Raw genomic sequence first — 20,055 nt, forward strand, 5'->3', positions numbered from 1 at the left:
AAAAGCATGGACGTGGCGCGGGGTGGCGAAGTCTGGCGTTTTGCTGTCGCGCGTATTTCTCTTCGCCTCCGACGCGGGAGGATGGGGCACGGTCGTCGGTGGCTAAGACGCCCGGGTCCGTCACCAGGTTCCGGGCGACTGTCAACCACCCCTGGCCTTCTCCGAGTACGTACCCATCACGACCGCTGTGACGCTCCGTCGAGCAAGCCCAGTCGACCGCAATAGGCCGTAACCCGAGTCAGTTTTAAGCCAACTTTGCCATTCCGCACGAAGTGCCCCGGTAGCTCATGGACACCAGGAATCCCGGCAGGACAATGCTGGACATCCCCTCACGAGTGCGTGTACATGTGGAGACACCGCTAGCGGCGCAGAATGACATGGGGGTTTGCGATGCTTTTGAGCAAAACGCACCGGTCGGAAAGCCGGACGCCATGAACGCCCCTCACCCTCCGAAAGTGGCTGGAATCGATTCAACGGTTCCCGCACCAGCACACACTGTCGCGCCCGCGCCCGCCGCCCCGGGCACCGCCGCGGTGCCACCGCCGCACGCGCCGGGCGCCCTGCTGCAGGACCGTCTCGCCGCCTGGGTCTCGGACCTCACGACACTCCACGAACTCACCGAACGCCTGGTCCGCACGGACACACTCACCGACGCCCTGCAGGAACTGCTGCGCGCCGGGGCCGCCCTGGTGGGGGCCCGGCGGGGTCTGGTGGTGCTGGAACCGGGCGACGGACTGGGCCCCGACACCACCATCGGCCTGGGTCTCGCCCGCTCGGACCTCGGGCACATCGAGACCGTGCCGCGCAGCTCGATGTCGTACGGCCGGATCCTCGACGGGCTGCCCGGCGCGGACCGCGAGATCGCCGAGCCCGACCTGTTCGCCGGGGACGCCCTCGATCCCCGGCACCGTCAGGTCGCCGCCCGCCTCGGCTACGCGGCCAGCTACGCGCTCCCGCTGTCCGCCGACGGCGCCGGCCGGCTCGGCGCCGCCGTGTGGCTGTACGACGAGCCCGCCGAACCGGGCGAACGCCAGCGCCATCTCGTCGGCCTCTACGCCCGCTACGCCACCGCGCACCTGGCCCGGCTCGTGGAGGTGGAGCGCACCCGCGCGTCCATGGCGACGATGTCCGAGGAACTGCTGCCCTCGCGGCTGCCCCGGGTGGCCGGTGTCCGGCTCGCAGCCCGGCACCGCACCGGGCCGCGCGGCGGCGGCGACTGGTACGACGCGCTGCCGCTGCCCGACGCGGCGCTCGGCCTGGCCGTGGGCTCGGTGACCGGCTCGGGGCCGAGCGCGGTCGCCGCGATGGGCCGGCTGCGGGCCAGCCTGCGGGCGTACGCCGTGATGGAGGGCGAGGACCCGGTAGCGGTGCTGTCGGACCTGGAGCTGCTGCTGCGGCTCACCGAGCCCGCCCGGTCAGCGACCGCCCTGTTCGCCTACTGCGAGCCGGACCTGCGCAAGATCACCCTCGCCGGTGCCGGACACAGTCCGCCCCTGCTGATCGGCGAGCGGCGCACCGAGTTCGTGGAGACCTCCGTGTCCGCGCCGCTGGGCATGCTCGCCTGCTGGGAGGCGCCGAGCGTGGAGATCCAGGCGGAGCCGGGGGAGACGGTCCTGCTCTACACCGACGGTCTGCTGCACCGCACCGGCGATCCCACCGACCGCGCCTTCGCCCGGCTGCACGCGGCGGCGGCCGGCGTCCCGAGGGCCCTGCGGCAGGACCCGGCCGCGCTCGCCGACCACGTCCTGCGGACGGTCCTGCCGGACGGGCTGGACACGGCGGACTCGGCGGAGGACGTGGTCCTGCTGGCGGCACACTTCGAGTGAGCGACCAGTGAGCAACGGCGTGCGCACCGCGGCGGCGCGGGTAAGCACCGCGGCGGCGCCGAGTGAGCGCCGGTGAGCCATCGGTAACAGGTCCTGACCCCCTGGGCCCCCTTCCGTACGACCGTACGATGGAGGGGGTCCAGTGCCGTATCGAGGAGGATGACCGTGGCAGAACAGCTCCCGGCAGTATCTGATGACGCTGCTACCGCAGCCGGTCAGGAGACTGCCGAGGAAGAGCCCGTCAAGCAGCGCAAGAACGGCCTGTACCCGGGCGTGTCCGACGAGCTGGCGGAGAACATGAAGTCCGGCTGGGCGGACACCGAGCTGCGTGACCTGCGGCCGCTCCCCCAGGCCGCCGAGTGCGCCGCCCGCCGTGCCGCGCTCTCCGCGCGCTTCCCGGGCGAGCGTCTGGTGATCCCCGCGGGCAACCTGAAGACCCGCTCGAACGACACCGAGTACGCCTTCCGGGCGTCCGTCGAGTACGCCTACCTCACCGGCAACCAGACCGAGGACGGCGTCCTCGTCCTGGAGCCCACCACCGACGGCCACCGGGCCACGATCTACCTGCTGCCGCGCTCCGACCGCGAGAACGGCGAGTTCTGGCTGTCCGGCCAGGGCGAGCTGTGGGTCGGCCGCCGGCACTCCCTCGGCGAGGCGGAGCAGCTGTACGGCATCCCCGCCTCCGACGTGCGCGAGCTCGCCGACGCCCTGCGCGAGGCCACCGGCCCGGTCCGCGTGCTGCGCGGTCACGACGCCGGCATCGAGGCCGCGCTGACCGACAAGGTCACCGCCGAGCGGGACGAGGAACTGCGCGTCTTCCTGTCCGAGGCCCGTCTGGTCAAGGACGCGTTCGAGGTCGGCGAGCTCCAGAAGGCCGTCGACTCGACGGTCCGCGGCTTCGAGGACGTCGTCCGCGTCCTGGACAGGGCGCAGGCCACCAGCGAGCGTTACATCGAGGGCACGTTCTTCCTGCGCGCCCGGGTGGAGGGCAACGACGTCGGCTACGGCACCATCGCCGCCGCCGGCCCGCACGCCTGCACCCTGCACTGGGTCCGCAACGACGGCCCGGTGCGCGCGGGCGACCTGCTGCTGCTCGACGCGGGGGTGGAGACGCACACGTACTACACCGCCGACGTCACGCGCACGCTGCCGGTCGACGGCCGCTTCAGCGAGATCCAGAGGAAGATCTACGACGCGGTGTACGACGCCCAGGAAGCCGGCATCGCGGCCGTGCGGCCCGGCGCCAAGTACCGCGACTTCCACGACGCGGCGCAGCGCGTGCTGGCCGAGCGGCTCGTCGAGTGGGGCCTGGTCGAGGGCCCGGTCGAGCGGGTGCTGGAGCTGGGTCTGCAGCGCCGCTGGACGCTGCACGGCACCGGCCACATGCTCGGCATGGACGTGCACGACTGCGCCGCCGCGCGCGTGGAGTCGTACGTCGACGGCACGCTGGAGTCCGGCATGGTGCTCACCGTCGAGCCCGGCCTGTACTTCCAGGCCGACGACCTGACCGTGCCCGAGGAGTACCGCGGCATCGGGGTGCGGATCGAGGACGACATCCTGGTGACGGACGAAGGCAACCGGAACCTGTCCGACGGCCTGCCCCGCCGGTCGGCCGAGGTCGAGTCCTGGATGGCCTCGCTGAAGGGCTGAGACGAGAACCGCGTGGCCGGGTAGGGGTGGCCGGGTACTGGACAGTCGGACAGTGCCCGGCCACCGGTCTGCGGGCGGACGGCCACCGGCGCGGCGCCGGCAGGCGTGAGGCGGCGCGTCCGCGGGCGGGTGGCGGGTGGCGCGTCCGCGGGCGGGTGGGGGCCGGGCGTACGGCCGCGGGTGGACGGCGGGGTGCCGCGGGCGGGTGCCGGGTGGCGCGTCCGTGGGTGGACGGGTGGCGGGCGTACGGCCGCGGGTGGACGGCGGGGTGTCCGCGGGTACTCGGAGACCGGCCCCGTCGGTGTGGCGGGGCCGTGGTCGGTTGCAGCTCCGCGTCCCCGAGGGGGCGCGGTACTCATGTGGGGGGTTCGTGGACGACTTCTGGTCGGGTGTCGGTGTCGATCTGCATCTGGAGCCGGACGCGGCGGACGGACGCCGGGCCGGGCTCGAACGGGCACTGCGCGACGCCGTGCGGGACGGGCGGCTGACGCCGGGGGCCCGGTTGCCGGCGACCCGGCGGCTGGCGACCGAGCTGGGCATCTCACGGGGGACCGCGAAGGCGGCGTACGACCAGCTGGTCGCCGAGGGGTACCTCACGGCCCGGCAGGGCTCGGGCACCCAGGTCGCCTCCCTGCCGTCCCCCGACGAGCGGCCGCCGGGATCGGCGGTCCGCGCGCGGGTGCCCCGTCTCGACCTGCGGCCCGGCAGTCCGGACGTCGGGACGTTCCCGGCCGCCGCCTGGCTCCGGGCGCTGCGCCGCGCGATCGCGACGGCGCCCTCACTGGCGTACGACTACGGGGACCCGCGCGGGCGGCTCGAACTGCGCACCGCGCTGTCGGGGTACCTGGGGCGGGCGCGCGGGGTGGTCGCACCGCCGGAACGGATCGTGATCACCTCCGGCTACGTGCAGGGTCTGTCGCTGCTCACGCGCGTCCTGGGCGGGGCCGGGATCGCCATGGAGGACCCGGGGCTGCCTTTCCACCGGGAGGTGGTGCGCCGGGGCGGCGGGACCGTACTGCCAGTGCGGGTCGACGAACTGGGCGCCGTACCCGAGGGGTTGGACGGGGCGGCGGCCGTGGTCCTCACGCCCGCCCACCAGTACCCGACGGGCGTGACACTGCACCCCGAGCGGCGACGGGCGCTCACCGACTGGGCCCGCGCACGGGACGCGCTGATCGTCGAGGACGACTACGACGGGGAGTTCCGTTACGACCGGCAGCCCGTCGGCGCCCTCCAGGGAATGGCGCCGGGGCAGGTCGCCTACCTCGGCACCGCCTCCAAGACCCTGGGACCCGCGCTGCGGCTCGGCTGGATGGTGCTGCCCCCGCACCTGGTCGACGCGGTCGCCGACGCCAAGCTGCACAGCGACCACCACACCGAGACGATCGGCCAGTTGGCCCTCGCCGAACTGATCGACAGCCATGCCTACGACCGTCACGTGCGCGCGTGCCGGCTGCGCTACCGGCGCCGCCGGGACCAGTTGCTGCACCGGCTGGGCCCGCGCCGGCCCGTGCGCGGGATCGCGGCCGGGCTGCACGCCCTGGTGGAGGTCGCCGACGAGGCGGCGGTGCTGGCGCGGGCCGAGGAGGAGGGACTCGCCGTCGGGCACCTGCGCGACCACTGGCACGCACCGGGCGGCGCGGACCGTCCGCAAGGGCTCGTCGTGGGATACGGGACGCCCCGGGAGCGGATGTTCCCGGAGGCGCTGGACGTGCTGGTCAAGGTGCTGGAGAGCGGCTGAGGGGCACCGCCGGGCAGCGGATTGGGCCACTGAGAGGGATCCGTATTGGGCCTACTGGGAGACCCACTGCGCTCCTACGCTCGGTACCATGACGAACCCTCTCGTCCCGCCCCCGGGCCCGCGACGCGTCCTGGCGCTGGCCCAGTTGACCAACTCCGTCGGCGACGGCGCCTACTACGTGACCTCCGCGCTCTACTTCACCCGCGTGGTGGGGCTCGCCCCCGCGCGCGTGGGCCTGGGGCTGACCCTCGCGTGGGCGGTCGGTTCCCTGGTGGGCGTGGAGCTGGGGCGGCTCGCGGACCGGCGCGGGGCGCGCGGCACGGCGGTGCTGCTGGCCCTGGCCACCGGACTGGCGGTGGCGTCCTTCCTGGTCGTGGAGAGCTTCCTGCCCTTCGTGGCGGCGGCCTGCGCCTACGCGTCCGCCCAGTCGGGACTGGCCGCGGCCCGGCAGGCGCTGCTCGCCGGGCTGGTGTCCGCCGGGGAGCGCACCGGACTGCTGGCCCACCTCCAGGCGACGCTCAACGCCGGTCTGGCGGTGGGCGCCGGAGTGGGCGGGCTCGCCCTGCACGCCGGGACACGAGCGGCCTACCTCGGGGTGTTCGCCCTGGACGCGGTGAGCTTCCTGCTCTGTGCGGGGGTGCTGTCGCGACTGCCGTCGGTGGGGGCGGCGGTGGCGGTCGGGTCGGTGGTGGCGGGCACGTCCGGGACGGCTGCCGGGACGGCGGTCTCGGGCACGTCCGGGGCGGCGGTCGCGTTGGCGTTGCCGGCCGCGTCCGGGACGGCTGCCGGGACGGCGGTGGCGGCCACGTCCGGGACGGCTGCCGGGACGGTGGTCGCGGGCGCGTCCGGGGCGGTGGTCAGGGCGGTGGCGCCGGGCGCGTCCGTCGCGGTGCGGGAACCGCGCCGTTCCGGTGTCCTGCGGGACCGGCCGTACGCCGTTCTCACCCTGCTCAACACGGTGTTGCTGCTGCGGATGCCGCTGCTGAGTCTCGGGCTGCCGCTGTGGATCGCCGAGCGGACGGCCGCGCCGACCTGGCTGGTCTCCGCGCTGTTCGTGCTCAACACCGGCGCGGTGATGGCCTTCCAGGTGCGGACCGCGCGCGGGGTGACCGGGCTCGCGTCGGCCACGCGCGCGGTGCGGCGGTCGGGCTGGGTGATGCTCGGCGCGTGCGCGGTGTTCGCGCTGTCGGCCGGCGTCTCGCCCTGGGCGGCCGTGGGCGTCCTGGTGGTGGGCGCGGTGCTTCAGGTGGCCGCCGAGATGGGACAGTCCGCGGGATCCTGGCAGCTGTCCTTCGACCTGGCCCCGGCCGGCCGCGTCGGCGAGTACCAGGGCTTCTTCGGGACGGGCGTCACGGTGGCCCGCGCCCTCGGCCCGCTCGCGCTGACCTCGCTGCTGGTGGAGTGGGGAACACCGGGCTGGCTGCTGCTGGGCGCGGTCACGCTGGCCGCCTCCTACGCGATGGGGCCGGCGGCGCGCAGGGCCGCCGTCGGCCGGGCGTACGAGGAGATCAGGCGGCCCGTGCCCGCGAACTGACCGGCACGGGCAGCGAGTCGAGGAACAGGGCACCGGCCAGCAGGCCCGCACTGCCCCGCGGACTCCACGCGCGCGCGTGCAGGTCGGCGTCGAGCGCGGTCAGGGCCTGCCGGCCCGCCTCCGTCGCCGTGCCGCCCGCCTCCAGGACCCCGCGGGCCCCCGCCTGGACGAGCCGCAGCCCCAACGGACCGATGCTGTGCAGGAGTTCGGTGTCCTGGAGGGTGGACATCACGGTGAGCAGTGCGTCCAGCCGGGCCTGCGGTTCGGTGGCCCCGGCCGAGCGGGCCGCGGCGAGCGCGTCCAACGCCCGCCGTACGTGCGGGAATCCGGCCCGCGCCTCGCCGCGCGCCCCGGCGGCCCCGTACTTCGCCGACACCGACGACCCCCGGGACGGCCGCCGCGGGGCCCGTCGGTCGGGGTGGGCGGCCACGCGCTTGGCGACCGTGGCGACGTCCGCCGGTGCCGCCCCGGGGTCGAGGACGGCCGCCGCGACCAGCAGGCCCAGCACCCACAGGGCGCCCCGGTGCCCGCCGCCCGCGAGGGCGACCGAGTGCTCGGTGCACCGCCCGATCGCGCCCAGTTCCTCCCGGAGCCGGGGCGTGGCCTGGCCGGTACGGCGGGCGGCGGCCGCCATCGCCACCAGACCCGGGGTGAGCGCCTTGGCCGACCAGCGCAGCGCACAGTGGTCCGCCCCGGTCCTGCGGGCCCCGAGGTCGCGCGGGTCGGGCAGGCCGGGCTTGGGCAGCAGGGCCAGCTGCCCGGTCAGCGCGTCCACCGCGGCCCGCGCGAGCGCCTCGTCCTCGGGACTGCTCATCGCCCCGTGCCTTAGGAGGACGCCGAGGCTGACGGGGAGGCGCTGACGCTCGGTGCGTCACCGGGCGGAGTGCCGGTCGGGGCGTCGCCGGGGGAACCGCTCGGCGGGGTGCCACCACCGCCGCTGCCCGCCCCGGTGTTCTCCGCGTCGGGGTCGACGGCGAAGGTCAGGGAGCCCTTGTAGCCCTTGGAGGGATCCTTCTTGTGGACGGCCTTGAGGGTGAGGAGGCCACCGGCGGCGCCCCCGCCGTCGTACACCATGTCGTTGTCGAGGGTGGTGTAGCTCCCGGAGTGCTTCGCGTACGGCTCCAGGGTGAAGATCTCCTGGGCGATGTCGTCGGCGAAGAACAGCTGGCCGGTGTAGTTGACCTTGCCGCCCTCGTAGGTGCCGTCCTCCTTCTCGCCGCCGGTGTGCACCTTGACGTGGATGTGGCAGGTGCGCGGGGTGTACCAGCCCGGGAAGATCGTCTCGAACTTGACGACCCCGTTGGCGTCGGCGATCTGGTAGCCGCGCAGGTAGGTCCGGTCGTCGGCGGTCGAGCCGTCCTCGCTCTCGGCCGGGGCCGAGCCGCCGGGGTTGGCCGTGGTGTAGCCGGAGTAGTAGCCCCAGGCGTCGCAGTGCCAGATCTCCACGGCCGCGCCGGGCACCGGGGTGCAGCCGTCGGTGGCGTCCACGACGGTGAGGCGCAGGGTCAGCGGGACTCCGCTCTTGCCCTCCGTGATGTTCTTCCGCACGAGGGCGCCGTCGAGGTAGTACGGCCCTTCGGTGACGCTCGGCATCAGGGTCATGCAGGTGGCGGCGGTGGAGGCGGCCGTGGCGGAGGCGTCGGCCGCGGTCGCCTCGTCCGCGAAGGCCGACTGGTAGCCGGCGACGGCCAGGCCGCCGGCCGCGACCGTGCCTCCGGTGACTGCGAGGGCGCGGCGCCTGGTGATCGTGGTGTTCCCGTGCTTTCCCGTCATGGACATGAAACTAGGAAGGGAGCCAGTCAACGTCCTGGGCGTGTGCTGTGCGCGGGCTGGGAATCCGGAAGGTCCGGAACCCGCCGCCTCCCGGGCGGTGGGGTGCCGGCCGGGCGGAACTCCGGTAGCGCCTAGGCCGTCAGCAGTGACGGGTCCGTCTTCCACTTGAGGATCTTGTCGAACCGCACCACCGCGCCGCCCCTGCCCGGCTCGTTGCCGATGTGGACGTGGTCGGCGAGTTCCTGGATGAGACACAGACCGCGGCCGTGCTCGGCCCCGACGGGAGCGGGCGCGGGCCGGACGGCGGCCTGGGCGCGGGCGAAACCGGGGCCCGAGTCGGCCACCTCGATCCGGCACTTCTCGCCGTCGAGGTAGGCGGTGACGCGGTACGCCTCCGAGGACTCACCGTGCCCGGTGTGCCCGCCGTGCTCGACGGCGTTCGCGCAGGCCTCGCTGAGGGCCACGGACAGGTCGTAGGAGATGTCGGGGTCGACCCCCGCCGACTCCATCGTGCCGAGCAGCAGGCGCCGGGCGAGCGGAACGCTCGCAGCCTCGCGCCGCAAATGGAGTGACCACCAGATGCTCATGCTCCAGCCTCCCGGCCGCGGCTCGACATACCGTTACGTATTGCCGCCCGTGGTCGTGTGTAAGCACACAGTTGACGTGATGCCGCCCATACGGGCGATGCGCCACGCGCAACCGGCGGTGTATGTGGGGCGCCCGGTACCAGAGGGTGACCTTCTGGTCGTACCTCATCTTGCGGACCTGCCGTACGGCGGCCGGAGGGCCGGTGCGATGATGAGCCCGCCATGACTGCCCCCCACCCACGCACGGCACGCTCCGGACCCGTTCTGCGGGTCCTGCGGGCCGCGGTGTTCGCCGCGGTCTGTGTCGTGCTGGCCGCGGCCGGGCACACCCTCGCCTCCTGCGCCGCGGTTCCGCTGTGGACGCTGGGCGCGGCGTTCCTGGGGGTCGTCCTGGTGGCCGTGCCGCTCGCCGGACGCGAGCGGTCGCTGCCGGGGATCGTCGCGCTGCTCGCGCTCGGCCAGGCCGTCCTGCACACCCTGTTCGGACTGGGCCGGCACGCGACGGCGGCCGCCACGGCCGCCACCACGATGCCCATGGGCTCCGGCTCGCCGGCGTCCGGTGCTTCGGCGTCCGGTGCCGTGCTGTCCGACGCCTCGCTGGTCCAGCAGGCGGCCCGGATCGCGTGCGGGACCACGGCGGCGGCGATCAGCCCCGCCCGGGCCTACCGGATGCTGGTCGACGCCCGGATCTATCCGGACACCGGCATGAGCGCCATGAACCACCCGGCGGACGCCGTGCCCGCCCCCGCGGACTCCATGTCGCTGCTGCCGTCCCTGCCGATGCTGCTCGCGCACCTGCTCGCGGCACTCGCCACCGGATGGCTGCTGCGCCGCGGCGACCTGGCCCTGCTGCGGCTGGCCGAACTCTCGGCGCACTCCGCCCAGGCGGTCACCGAGGGGGCGCTCGTACGGTCCCTGCGCGGGGCGCTCGCGCTGGTGCGCGCCCTGCGTGCCGGGCTCCCGGGCACGCCCGAACTCGGCCCGCGCCGCCCGCGCACCACCCATCTCGCGCCGCCCGGCCCGCGCACCACCGCACTCCAGCACACGGTGATCAGACGCGGCCCGCCCGCCGCCGCCACGCTCCTTCTCGCCGCCTGACGCGACGCGACCACCTCTCCACTCCCGGCGGACCCACCTCGCGTGGTCCCGCTCCGGTGCGCTCACCTGCCGTGGACCCACGTTCCGTGGACCCACGCCCGGTGAGCCGAGGGGCCGCCGTCGTGCGGCGCGCATCCGCGCACCCGTGTGCCTGTTCGCGCTCTCGTGACCGGTCACGCCCCCGCGCGCGTACCCCTCGTCATCACCGGAACCCGCCGAACCGAACCCGCCGAACACCCCGGCACCCGCCGGGATCCCGTGGGTTCCCACTCGAAGTGGAGTGCTCTGCATGAAGGCCTCTCGTCTCGCCGCCACCGGCGCCGTCGCCGCCACCGCCGTCGCCGTCCTGTCCACGCCCGCCTTCGCACACGTCTCCGTGCAGCCCGAGGGAGCCGCCGCCAAGGGCGGTTACGCGGTCGTCGACTTCAAGGTCCCCAACGAGCGCGACAACGCCTCCACCACCAAGCTCGAGGTCAACTTCCCGACCGACCACCCGCTGGCCTCGGCGATGCCGGAGCCGATCCACGGCTGGACCATCAAGGTCACCAAGGCCAAGCTCGCCCAGCCGCTGGAGATGCACGGCGAGAAGATCACCGAGGCCGTGTCGAAGATCACCTGGACCGCCGACGGCAAGGGCATCCAGCCCGGCTTCTTCCAGAAGTTCCCGGTCTCCGTCGGCGCCCTGCCCGAGGACGCCGACGAACTGGTCTTCAAGGCCCTCCAGACGTACTCCGACCACGACGTCGTGCGCTGGATCGAGGCGCAGGAGGACGGCCAGGAGGAGCCCGAGAACCCGGCCCCGGTCCTCGCCCTGTCCGCCGCCTCCAGCGACGGGCACTCCCACGGCACCACCGCCGAGAACGCCGCGGAGAAGACCTCCGGCGACGCCAAGGCGACCGCAGCCGACACCACCTCGTCCGCCGACGGCAGCGACACCACCGCCCGGGTGCTGGGCGCGGTGGGCATCGTCGTCGGTCTGCTGGGCGTGGCGTACGGCGTGCTCGCCGGCCGCCGCCGCACCGACGCCTGAGACCCGACCCGCACCACAGGAACCATCACAGGGACGCCCCCGTGTCCCGGCTCACGGTCTTCCGGCCGGGGCCCGGGGGCCGCCTCCCAGGAGAATGCAGTATGCGCAAGAAGACGTTCGCCGTGGCCGCGGTCCTCGCCGCCGCCACACTGACCCTCTCCGCCTGCGGCAGCGGCGACGACAGCAAGTCACCCGTCGCCGTGGTCTCCGAGGACGCCGGCGCGGACCGGGCCGTCACCGTCCTCGACCAGCCGTTCGAGAAGCCGGACCTCGTCCTCACCGACACCCACGGCAAGAAGTACGACCTCCGTGAGGAGACCGCGGGCAGGCCCACCCTCGTCTACTTCGGCTACACGCACTGCCCCGACATCTGCCCGCTGACGATGAACAACCTCGCCGTCGCCAAGAAGCAGCTGCCGAAGGCCCAGCAGGACCGGCTGCGCATCGTGTTCGTCACGACCGACCCGGGCCGGGACACCCCGGCCGAACTCGGCAAGTGGCTCAAGGGCATCGACAGCCAGATCATCGGCCTGACCGGCGGCTTCGCCACCATCCAGGCCGGCGCGCGCACCCTGGGCATCTCCGTCGAGCCGACGCACAAGGACAAGAACGGCAAGCTCGTCTCCGTCCACGGCACCCAGGTCATCGCCTTCTCGCCGAAGACCGACGCGGGCTACCTCCTCTACGGCGAGGACGCCACCGTCCAGGACTACACCAAGGACCTGCCGAAGATCATCAAGGGGGCCAGGCCGTGAGGCGGCTCGCCCTGCCGGCGGTCGCGGTGGCCGGCACCCTGGCCCTCGCGGGCTGCGGGTCGGACGGCTCCTCGGTCGCCGCCGACGCCCACGCCGCGCTCTCCGTCGTCTCCGCCTACATGCCGCAGCCCGTCTCGGACTCCATGGCCGCCGGATTCCTGACGATCGTGAACGACGGCGGTACGAAGGACGAGCTGACCTCCGTCACCAGCGCCGACGCCGGCGAGGTCACCATGCACCGGACCGTCGGCGGCGCGATGGAGCAGGTCGACCGCCTCACCGTCCCCGCCCACGGTCAACTCGTGTTCAAAAGCGGCGGCGACCATCTGATGTTCGAGAAGCTGAAGCGCCAACCGAAACAGGGCCAGACGGTGTCGGTCGAGCTGCACTTCGCCACGTCCGACCCGGTCCGCGTGACGATGCCGGTCAAACCGGCGACGTACACCCCGAAGACCGGGCACTGAGGGAGGGACCACCTTGACCCAGACCATCGCCCCCCGCGTGCGGACCCTGGTGCTGCTGCTCCTGGCCGCCACCGGCCTGCTCCTCGCCTGCGCCGGGCCGGCCTCCGCGCACGCCGCACTCACCGGCAGCGACCCCCAGCAGGGGGTGGTGGTCGACAAGGCACCCACCCAGGTCACGCTGACCTTCTCCGAGAAGGTCGCCACGTCGGACGACTCGCTGCGCGTGCTCGACCCCAAGGGCAAGCGGGTCGACACCGGCAAACCGTCCGACGTGAGCGGCACGTCGTACGCCGTGCAACTGCACAGCGGCCTGCCCGACGGCACGTACACCGTCACCTACCAGGTGGTGTCCGCGGACAGCCATCCGGTCGCCGGCGCCTACACCTTCTCCATCGGCGCCCCCTCGACCACCTCCGTGTCGGTGTCCTCGCAGGCCGCGGGCGGTGGTGTCGTCGGCTGGCTGTACGGCTTCGGCCGGTACATGTCCTACGCCGGTTTCATCGTCCTGGTCGGCGGTGCCGCCTTCGTGCTGGCCTGCTGGCAGCGCGGCTCCGGCGTACGTGCCCTGCAACGGCTCGTCGTCTCCGGCTGGGTCGTGCTCACCGCGGCCACCCTGTGGCTGCTGCTGCTGCGCGGCTCCTACACCGGCAGCGGGTCGTTCGGCGACATCTTCGACCTGAGCCTGCTCGGCCAGGTCCTGCAGACCAAGACCGGCGCGGCCCTGGTGTCCCGGCTGCTGCTGCTCGCCGCCGGCGCACTGTTCATCGCCGTGCTCTTCGGCGCCTACGACAAACGCGACGACGAGGAGAAGAGGGACCTGACCTTCGGGCTCGCCGTCGGCGGGACCGTGGTGGCCGCCGGGCTCGCCGCGAGCTGGGCCATGGCCGAGCACGCCTCGACCGGCCTCCAGCCGGGCATCGCGATGCCCGTCGACATCGTCCACCTGCTGGCCGTCGCCACCTGGCTCGGCGGACTCACCACACTGCTCGTCGCGCTCTACCGGGCGCCGGAGGAGACCCCGGTCGACGGTGCCGCCGTACGGCGCTTCTCGCGTCTCGCCTTCGGCAGCGTCGCCGTCCTGGTCGCGACCGGGGTCTACCAGTCGTGGCGCCAGCTCGGCTCCTGGTCGGCGTTCACCGACACGCGGTACGGGCAGCTGCTGCTCGTCAAGATCGGACTCGTGACGCTGCTGGTCGGCATCGCGTGGATCTCCCGGCGCTGGACGGCTCGGCTCACGCAGTCGGCAGGGGCGGCGGAGGCGGAGGTGGCCGGCCGGCCCGCCGAGGACCGGGCGGAGACGGGCTCCGGGACACGGGCGGCGGACCCGGCCGGGGAGCGGTCACGGAAGTCGGCGGAGTCGGCGGAGCCGGATGAAGAGGCAGAGGCAGAGGACGGGGCCGAGGAGCGGACGGATGGCGTCGGGAGGGAGCGGGTCGGGGAGCGGGTGAAGGAGCATGCCGGAGCGCGCTCCGGCGACCGTGAGAAGGGGCGGCCCGGTACGGACGCCTCCACCGGTGACCCCCGGCGCGCCGCCCAGCTCGCCCGTCAGCGGGCCGCCGTCGACGCCACCCGGACCAAGCGGCTGCGGGACGCGGACCCCCACCGGCTCGGGCTCCGCCGCTCGGTGCTCGCCGAGGCGGGCGTCGCCGTGGTCCTGCTCGCCGTCACCACGGTGCTCACCCAGACCGAGCCCGGCCGCACCGAACAGGATGCCAAGGCGGCCACCGCCGCCTCGTCCGCCTCTTCCTCCTCCTCGTCGAACTCGCCGGGCTCGTCGGACTCCTCCGCCGGGGCGCTGACCCTCGACATGTCCTTCGACACGGGCGGCGAGGACGGCAAGGGCGTCGTCACGGTCGACTTCGACCCCGCGCGGGTGGGCGGCAACGAGATGCACGTCTACGTCCAGCGGCTCAACGGCCGCGCCTTCGACGTCCCCGAGGTCAAGGTCGCCTTCACCCTCGCCGCCAAGGACATCGGGCCGCTGCCCGTGGTCCCCGACCACATCGCCACCGGGCACTGGTCGGCGAGCGGGGTGCAGATCCCGCTGGCCGGGGACTGGAAGGTCGCCGTGACCGTGCGCACCTCCGACATCGACCAGGCGACCGTCTCCAAGAACGCGCAGATCGGCTGAACTGAACCATGCCTGACCAGTCCCCTCCCGAGGCCGGGACCAGCACCCGCACCGGCCGGACCGGCCGAACGGGCCGAACGGGCCGGAAGAACGGAACCGACCGGACCGACCGAACCGACCCGGTTTCGCCGGCCGCTCCGCGTGACCCGGCCGCCGTCAAGGAGGGCGTGTCGCGCCGACGGCTGCTGGGGACCGCCGGGGCCACCGGGCTGGTGCTCGGTGCGGCAGGCGCCGCCACCGGATACGCGGCCCGTCCCGCCGAGGCCGCACCCCTCACCTCCCTGGGCACCGGTGAGGTGATGTTTCACGGGAAACATCAGTCCGGCATCACCGACCCCCTCCAGGCACGCGGCCACCTCCTCGCCTTCGACCTGGCGGCCGGCGCGGGCCGCAAGGAGGCGGCCGCACTGCTGCGCCGCTGGTCGCAGACGGCCCGGCGGCTGATGGCGGGCGAGGCGGCGACCCGGGACGACACGGATGTCGCCCGGGACGCTGGCCCCTCCTCGCTGACGCTCACCTTCGGCTTCGGGCACAGCTTCTTCGCCCGCACCGGCTTGGACAAGCAGCGCCCGGCCGCCCTCGACCCACTGCCCGACTTCTCCTCCGACCACCTCGACAAGGCGCGCAGCGACGGCGACCTGTGGGTGCAGATCGGCGCCGACGACGCGCTCGTCGCCTTCCACGCCCTGCGCGCGATCCAGAAGGACGCGGGTGGCGCGGCCCGCGTCCGCTGGCAGATGAACGGCTTCAACCGCACCCCCGGCGCCACCGCGCACCGCATGACCGCCCGTAACCTCATGGGCCAGCTGGACGGCACCCGCAATCCGAAGCCGGCGGAGCCCGACTTCGACTCGCGCGTCTTCGTGCCGGCGTCCGGTTCGGCCGATCCCGCGTGGATGGCCGACGGCTCCTACGCGGTCGTACGCCGTATCCGCATGCTCCTCGACGACTGGGAGAAGCTCTCGACCGGCGCCCAGGAGAACGTCATCGGGCGCCGCAAGGCCGACGGGGCACCGCTGTCCGGGGGAACCGAGACGACGCCGATGGACCTGGACAAGACGGACGCGCAGGGCAACCTGGTCGTCCCCGTCAACGCGCACGCCCGTATCACCCGGCCCGACCAGAACGGCGGGGCCGCGATGCTGCGCCGCCCGTTCTCCTACCACGACGGCATCGACGCGGACGGCGCGCCGGACGCCGGTCTCCTCTTCATCTGCTGGCAGGCCGACCCGGTGCGCGGCTTCGTGCCCGTCCAGCGCAAGCTCGACCGGGGCGACGCGCTCTCGCAGTACGTACGGCACGAGGCGAGCGGCCTGTTCGCGGTGCCCGGCGGAGCCGCGCCGGGGGAGTACGTGGGACAAAGGCTGCTGGAGAGCTGAGGAAGCCGCGCGGCCCGCGCCAGCCTCCCGGTTCACTCGCGGGAGGGTCGGTCGTGAGACGCGGGAGCCGGGCTTCCACAGGCCCATCTCGGGAGCCGGGCTTCCACAGGCCCATTAGGGTGAGTCCATGCCAGCGAGCTATGCGTATCTGGGTCCCGAAGGCACCTTCACCGAAGTCGCCCTGCGCACACTTCCGGAGACGGCCACCCGGGAACTGATCCCGTACGTGTCCGTGCAGTCCGCGCTCGACGCCGTGCGGGCCGGCGAGGCCGAGGCCGCGTTCGTGCCGATCGAGAACTCCGTCGAGGGCGGGATCACCACCACCCTCGACGAGCTGGTGGCGGGCGCGCCGCTGATGATCTACCGCGAGGTGCTGCTGTCGATCACCTTCGCGCTGCTGGTCAGGCCCGGCACCAAACTGTCGGAGATCAAGACGGTCACCGCCCATCCGGCCGCCCAGCCGCAGGTGCGCAACTGGCTCAGGGCGAACCTCCCGGACGTGCTCTGGGAGTCGGCCGCCTCCAACGCGGACGGCGCGCGCCTGGTCCAGGAAGGGCGCTACGACGCCGCCTTCGCGGGTGAGTTCGCGGCTTCCCGGTACGGTCTGGTGCCCCTGGAGACCGACATCCACGACGCGGAGAACGCGCAGACGCGTTTCGTGCTGGTCGGCCGGCCCGCCCGGCCCGCGGCGCCCACCGGTGCGGACAAGACCTCCGTCGTGCTGTGGCAGCGCGACGACCACCCCGGTGGACTGCGCGACCTGCTCGGCGAGTTCGCCACCCGGGGCATCAACCTGATGCTGCTGCAGTCCCGGCCGACCGGCGCGGGCATCGGCAACTACTGCTTCTGCGTCGACGCCGAGGGCCATATCTCCGACCGCCGTGTCGCCGAGGCGCTGATGGGCCTCAAGCGGATCTGCCGCCAGGTGCGCTTCCTCGGCTCGTATCCGCGCGCGGACGTGGGGGCGGAGGGCACGCGGGCGCTTGTGCCGGGGACCTCTGACGAGGAGTTCGTGGCGGCGTCCGACTGGGTGGCACGCTGCCAGGACGGACGGTTCTGAGCGGAGCGCCGGTGCCGTCCGTGTCGGCCGTGTCGTCGGCGTCGTTCCTTTCGTCCGCGTCGTCGGTGCCGTCGGTGCGCCCTCGTCGGCTCGGGTGAAGCAGGGGTGGCCCGGAGGGGGACGCTGTGTTTCCGTCAGGTTTCGGCCAGTCCTACCTGCAGATTTTCGTTATCCACAGGAGTTATCCACAGGCTTGCTTCTCGACCTGGGGACAAGTCGACAACGAACGGCAACGTGGTCGATAAATCGCCCTGGAGCCCCTCATTGCGTTCACCGCGGAGCACGTCACTCTTCGCCCACCTGTTTCCTTCGGTCAATCCTTCAGGGCGACACATTTCCACTCGAAAGTGGGCCTCAGGCCGGTTTCGGACGGGAATTGATCATCCACCGCACCCCCCTCGGAATGATCAATTCCAACGTCCACAGATCTTTCGCACAGCCTGTGGATAACTTTTCGGAGTGGCGGATTCCTGTGGACAACCCGCGCGCCAAGTCCCGCTCCGCACAAGGAAATCGAGTCAACCAGCCGCTCGGCCACTGCCTCGTCCCAGGGAGTGAGACGCTCAATGTTGACGCGCGGGAACACTCCCGGCAATTCCCCCATAACCCAACGTAAGTCGCAGTTCGGAATAGTGAGTCGTGAGGCCTCACCCCGCACCGGTAGCCTTGAGCACGTGATTGACCTTCGCCTGCTCCGTGAGGACCCCGACCGTGTGCGTGCGTCGCAGCGCGCCCGTGGAGAGGACGTCGCGCTCGTCGACGCTCTCCTGTCCGCCGACGAGCGGCGCAGGTCGTCCGGCGTCCGCTTCGACGAGCTCCGTTCCGAGCAGAAGGCGCTCGGAAAGCTGATCCCCAGGGCGTCCGGGGACGAGAAGTCCGAGCTCTTGAAGAGGACCGGCGAGCTCTCCGCCGCCGTCAAGGCCGCCGACGCCGAACAGCACGAGGCGGACGAGGAGACCAAGCGTCTCCTGCTCCAGCTCGGCAACCTCGTGCACCCCGACGTCCCGGTCGGCGGCGAGGAGGACTTCGTCGTCCTGGAGACGCACGGCACCATCCGCGACTTCGGCGCCGAGGGCTTCGAGCCCCGGGACCACCTGGAGCTCGGCGAGGCGCTGGGCGCCATCGACGTCGAACGCGGCGCCAAGGTGTCCGGCTCGCGCTTCTACTACCTCACCGGCGTCGGCGCGCTCCTGGAGCTCGCCCTCGTCAACGCGGCGATCGCGCAGGCCACCGAGGCCGGCTTCGTCCCGATGCTGACCCCGGCGCTGGTCCGCCCGCGCGCCATGGAGGGCACCGGCTTCCTCGGCCAGGCCGCGGAGAACGTGTACCACCTGGAGAAGGACGACTACTACCTGGTCGGCACCTCCGAGGTCCCCCTCGCCGCCTACCACATGGACGAGATCCTCGACGCCGACAAGCTGCCGCTGCGCTACGCCGGCTTCTCGCCCTGCTTCCGCCGCGAGGCCGGCACGTACGGCAAGGACACCCGCGGCATCTTCCGCGTGCACCAGTTCGACAAGGTCGAGATGTTCTCCTACGTCGACCCGGCGGACGCGGAGAACGAGCACCTGCGGCTCCTGGAGTGGGAGAAGCAGTGGCTGACCGGCCTCGAACTCCCCTTCCAGGTGATCGACGTGGCCTCGGGCGACCTCGGCGCGTCGGCCTCCCGCAAGTTCGACTGCGAGGCGTGGATCCCGACCCAGGGCAAGTACCGCGAGCTGACCTCGGCCTCCAACTGCGACAGCTTCCAGGCCCGCCGCCTGTCGGTGCGCCTGCGGGACGGCAAGAAGGTGCAGCCCCTGGCCACGCTCAACGGCACGCTGTGCGCCGTACCGCGCACGATCGTGGCGATCCTGGAGAACCACCAGCTGGCCGACGGTTCGGTCCGGGTGCCCGAGGTGCTGCGCCCGTACCTGGGCGGCCGAGAGGTCCTGGAGCCGATCTCCAGGTGAGCACGGTCTTCCCCTACCGACTCGTGGCCACCGACCTCGACGGAACGCTGCTGCGCTCCGACGAGTCGGTCTCCCCCCGCACCCGTGAGGCGCTCGCCGCGGCCACCGCGGCGGGCGCGGCGCACATCGTGGTGACGGGCCGCGCCGTCCCGTGGACCCGGCACATCCTCGACGACCTCGGCTACCGGGGCCTCGCGGTCTGCGGTCAGGGCGCGCAGGTGTACGACGCCGGGGAGCACCGCCTGCTGACGTCGGTGACCCTGGACCGTCAGCTGGCGGGGGTGGCACTGGCCAAGATCGAGTCGGAGGTCGGTCCGCTGTTCCTCGCGGCGAGCCGTGACGGTCTGGACGGCGACGTGCTGGTGGGCCCCGGCTACGCGGTCACGGGCACCCTGCCGGCGACACCGTTCACGGACGTGTCGGACCTGTGGAGCGCCCCGCTCAACAAGATCTACATCCAGCATCCGACGCTGACGGACGACCGGCTCGCCGAGGCGGCCCGGCGTATCGCGGGCGGTTTCGTCACCGTCGCGATGGCCGGCGAGGGCATCGTCGAGCTGCTCCCCCTCGGCCTGTCGAAGGCGACGGGACTGTCCATCGCGGCCCGCCGGCTCGGGCTGAAGGCGGCGGACACCATCGCGTTCGGCGACATGCCCAACGACATCCCGATGTTCGCCTGGTCGGCTCGGGGCGTGGCCATGGCCAACGCCCACGAGGACCTGAAGGCGGTCGCGGACGAGGTGACGTCCTCCCACGAGGAGGACGGGATCGCGGTGGTACTGGAACGCCTGCTGGCGTAGGTCCGGCTGGGTGCGGGCTGCTGGCGTACGGCCGCCTGGCGTAGGGCCGACCGGTGCGGGCTGCAGGTACGGCCCGCTGGCCTTCGGACTCAGGCCGGCGCGGGCGCGGCGGCTCCGCCGGTCTTCGGGGCCGTGACGCAGGCGCGGATGTCTCCGCAGGTCCTCAGGAGCCGTGACGCGGGGGCCGCCACACCGGACGTACCGCAGGCACACGCACACGCAGTCGCACTCGCACCTCCAGTCGCAGTCGTCCAGGCAGTCGGTCGGGGCTCCGG

General features: G+C 72.9%; 16 protein-coding genes. 13 read left to right on the forward strand and 3 right to left on the reverse strand.

The window, feature by feature from the left end; translation table 11 throughout:
* Positions 1-314: 314 nt before the first annotated feature.
* The 4 genes from AC07AZ_RS04455 to AC07AZ_RS04470 all read left to right on the forward strand — a co-directional run bounded on the left by AC07AZ_RS04455 (position 315) and on the right by AC07AZ_RS04470 (position 6,751).
* Positions 315-1,826 carry a PP2C family protein-serine/threonine phosphatase gene (locus AC07AZ_RS04455; protein ID WP_478843703.1) on the forward strand — a complete coding sequence of 504 codons (1,512 nt, stop codon included), beginning with the start codon at positions 315-317 and terminating at the stop codon, positions 1,824-1,826.
* Between the two features lie 159 nt (positions 1,827-1,985).
* Entirely contained in the window at positions 1,986-3,476 is a 1,491-nt protein-coding gene (locus AC07AZ_RS04460; protein ID WP_478843705.1) for an aminopeptidase P family protein, read from the forward strand.
* Between the two features lie 370 nt (positions 3,477-3,846).
* Positions 3,847-5,217 (forward strand): MocR-like pyridoxine biosynthesis transcription factor PdxR, encoded by a 1,371-nt coding sequence (pdxR, locus tag AC07AZ_RS04465; RefSeq protein ID WP_478843707.1) that lies wholly within the window; start codon positions 3,847-3,849, stop codon positions 5,215-5,217.
* Positions 5,218-5,305: 88 nt separating this feature from the next.
* Entirely contained in the window at positions 5,306-6,751 is a 1,446-nt protein-coding gene (locus AC07AZ_RS04470) for an MFS transporter (protein WP_478843709.1), read from the forward strand.
* Here AC07AZ_RS04470 and AC07AZ_RS04475 read toward each other — a convergent pair.
* The 3 genes from AC07AZ_RS04475 to AC07AZ_RS04485 all read right to left on the reverse strand — a co-directional run bounded on the left by AC07AZ_RS04475 (position 6,726) and on the right by AC07AZ_RS04485 (position 9,111).
* A complete protein-coding gene (locus AC07AZ_RS04475; protein ID WP_478843711.1) occupies positions 6,726-7,565 on the reverse strand; it encodes a triphosphoribosyl-dephospho-CoA synthase in 840 nt (279 codons plus the stop codon). The two genes, AC07AZ_RS04470 and AC07AZ_RS04475, sit on opposite strands and share 26 nt — an antisense overlap.
* Positions 7,566-7,576: 11 nt before the next feature.
* Positions 7,577-8,524 (reverse strand): intradiol ring-cleavage dioxygenase, encoded by a 948-nt coding sequence (locus AC07AZ_RS04480; RefSeq protein WP_478843713.1) that lies wholly within the window; start codon positions 8,522-8,524, stop codon positions 7,577-7,579.
* Between the two features lie 131 nt (positions 8,525-8,655).
* Entirely contained in the window at positions 8,656-9,111 is a 456-nt protein-coding gene (locus AC07AZ_RS04485) for an ATP-binding protein (RefSeq protein WP_478843715.1), read from the reverse strand.
* A 222-nt stretch (positions 9,112-9,333) separates the two neighbouring features.
* On the opposite strand from AC07AZ_RS04485, the gene AC07AZ_RS04490 reads away from it, so the two are divergent.
* The 9 genes from AC07AZ_RS04490 (at position 9,334) to AC07AZ_RS04530 (ending at position 19,780) form a co-directional block, all read left to right on the forward strand.
* Positions 9,334-10,209: a hypothetical protein gene (locus AC07AZ_RS04490; RefSeq protein WP_478843717.1), complete on the forward strand. Its 876-nt coding sequence runs from the start codon at positions 9,334-9,336 to the stop codon at positions 10,207-10,209.
* Between the two features lie 289 nt (positions 10,210-10,498).
* Entirely contained in the window at positions 10,499-11,239 is a 741-nt protein-coding gene (locus AC07AZ_RS04495; protein WP_478843719.1) for a YcnI family copper-binding membrane protein, read from the forward strand.
* Positions 11,240-11,340: 101 nt separating this feature from the next.
* Complete coding sequence (locus tag AC07AZ_RS04500) at positions 11,341-11,994, forward strand: SCO family protein (RefSeq protein WP_478843721.1); 654 nt, start codon at positions 11,341-11,343, stop codon at positions 11,992-11,994.
* Positions 11,991-12,458, forward strand: a complete 468-nt coding sequence (locus tag AC07AZ_RS04505) for a copper chaperone PCu(A)C (RefSeq protein WP_478843723.1) — start codon at positions 11,991-11,993, stop codon at positions 12,456-12,458. Before AC07AZ_RS04500 ends, AC07AZ_RS04505 begins: the two co-directional genes overlap by 4 nt.
* Before the next feature lie 13 nt (positions 12,459-12,471).
* A complete protein-coding gene (locus tag AC07AZ_RS04510) occupies positions 12,472-14,589 on the forward strand; it encodes a copper resistance CopC/CopD family protein (protein WP_478843725.1) in 2,118 nt (705 codons plus the stop codon).
* Between the two features lie 8 nt (positions 14,590-14,597).
* Positions 14,598-15,968 (forward strand): iron uptake transporter deferrochelatase/peroxidase subunit, encoded by a 1,371-nt coding sequence (efeB, locus tag AC07AZ_RS04515; RefSeq protein WP_478843727.1) that lies wholly within the window; start codon positions 14,598-14,600, stop codon positions 15,966-15,968.
* A 127-nt stretch (positions 15,969-16,095) separates the two neighbouring features.
* Complete coding sequence (gene pheA / locus AC07AZ_RS04520) at positions 16,096-17,028, forward strand: prephenate dehydratase (protein ID WP_478843729.1); 933 nt, start codon at positions 16,096-16,098, stop codon at positions 17,026-17,028.
* A 674-nt stretch (positions 17,029-17,702) separates the two neighbouring features.
* A complete protein-coding gene (gene serS / locus AC07AZ_RS04525; RefSeq protein ID WP_478843731.1) occupies positions 17,703-18,980 on the forward strand; it encodes a serine--tRNA ligase in 1,278 nt (425 codons plus the stop codon).
* Positions 18,977-19,780: an HAD family hydrolase gene (locus AC07AZ_RS04530; RefSeq protein WP_478843733.1), complete on the forward strand. Its 804-nt coding sequence runs from the start codon at positions 18,977-18,979 to the stop codon at positions 19,778-19,780. The genes serS and AC07AZ_RS04530 overlap by 4 nt, the downstream gene beginning before the upstream one ends.
* Positions 19,781-20,055: the final 275 nt, after the last annotated feature.

The organism is Streptomyces sp. NPDC043878 (assembly GCF_056435735.1).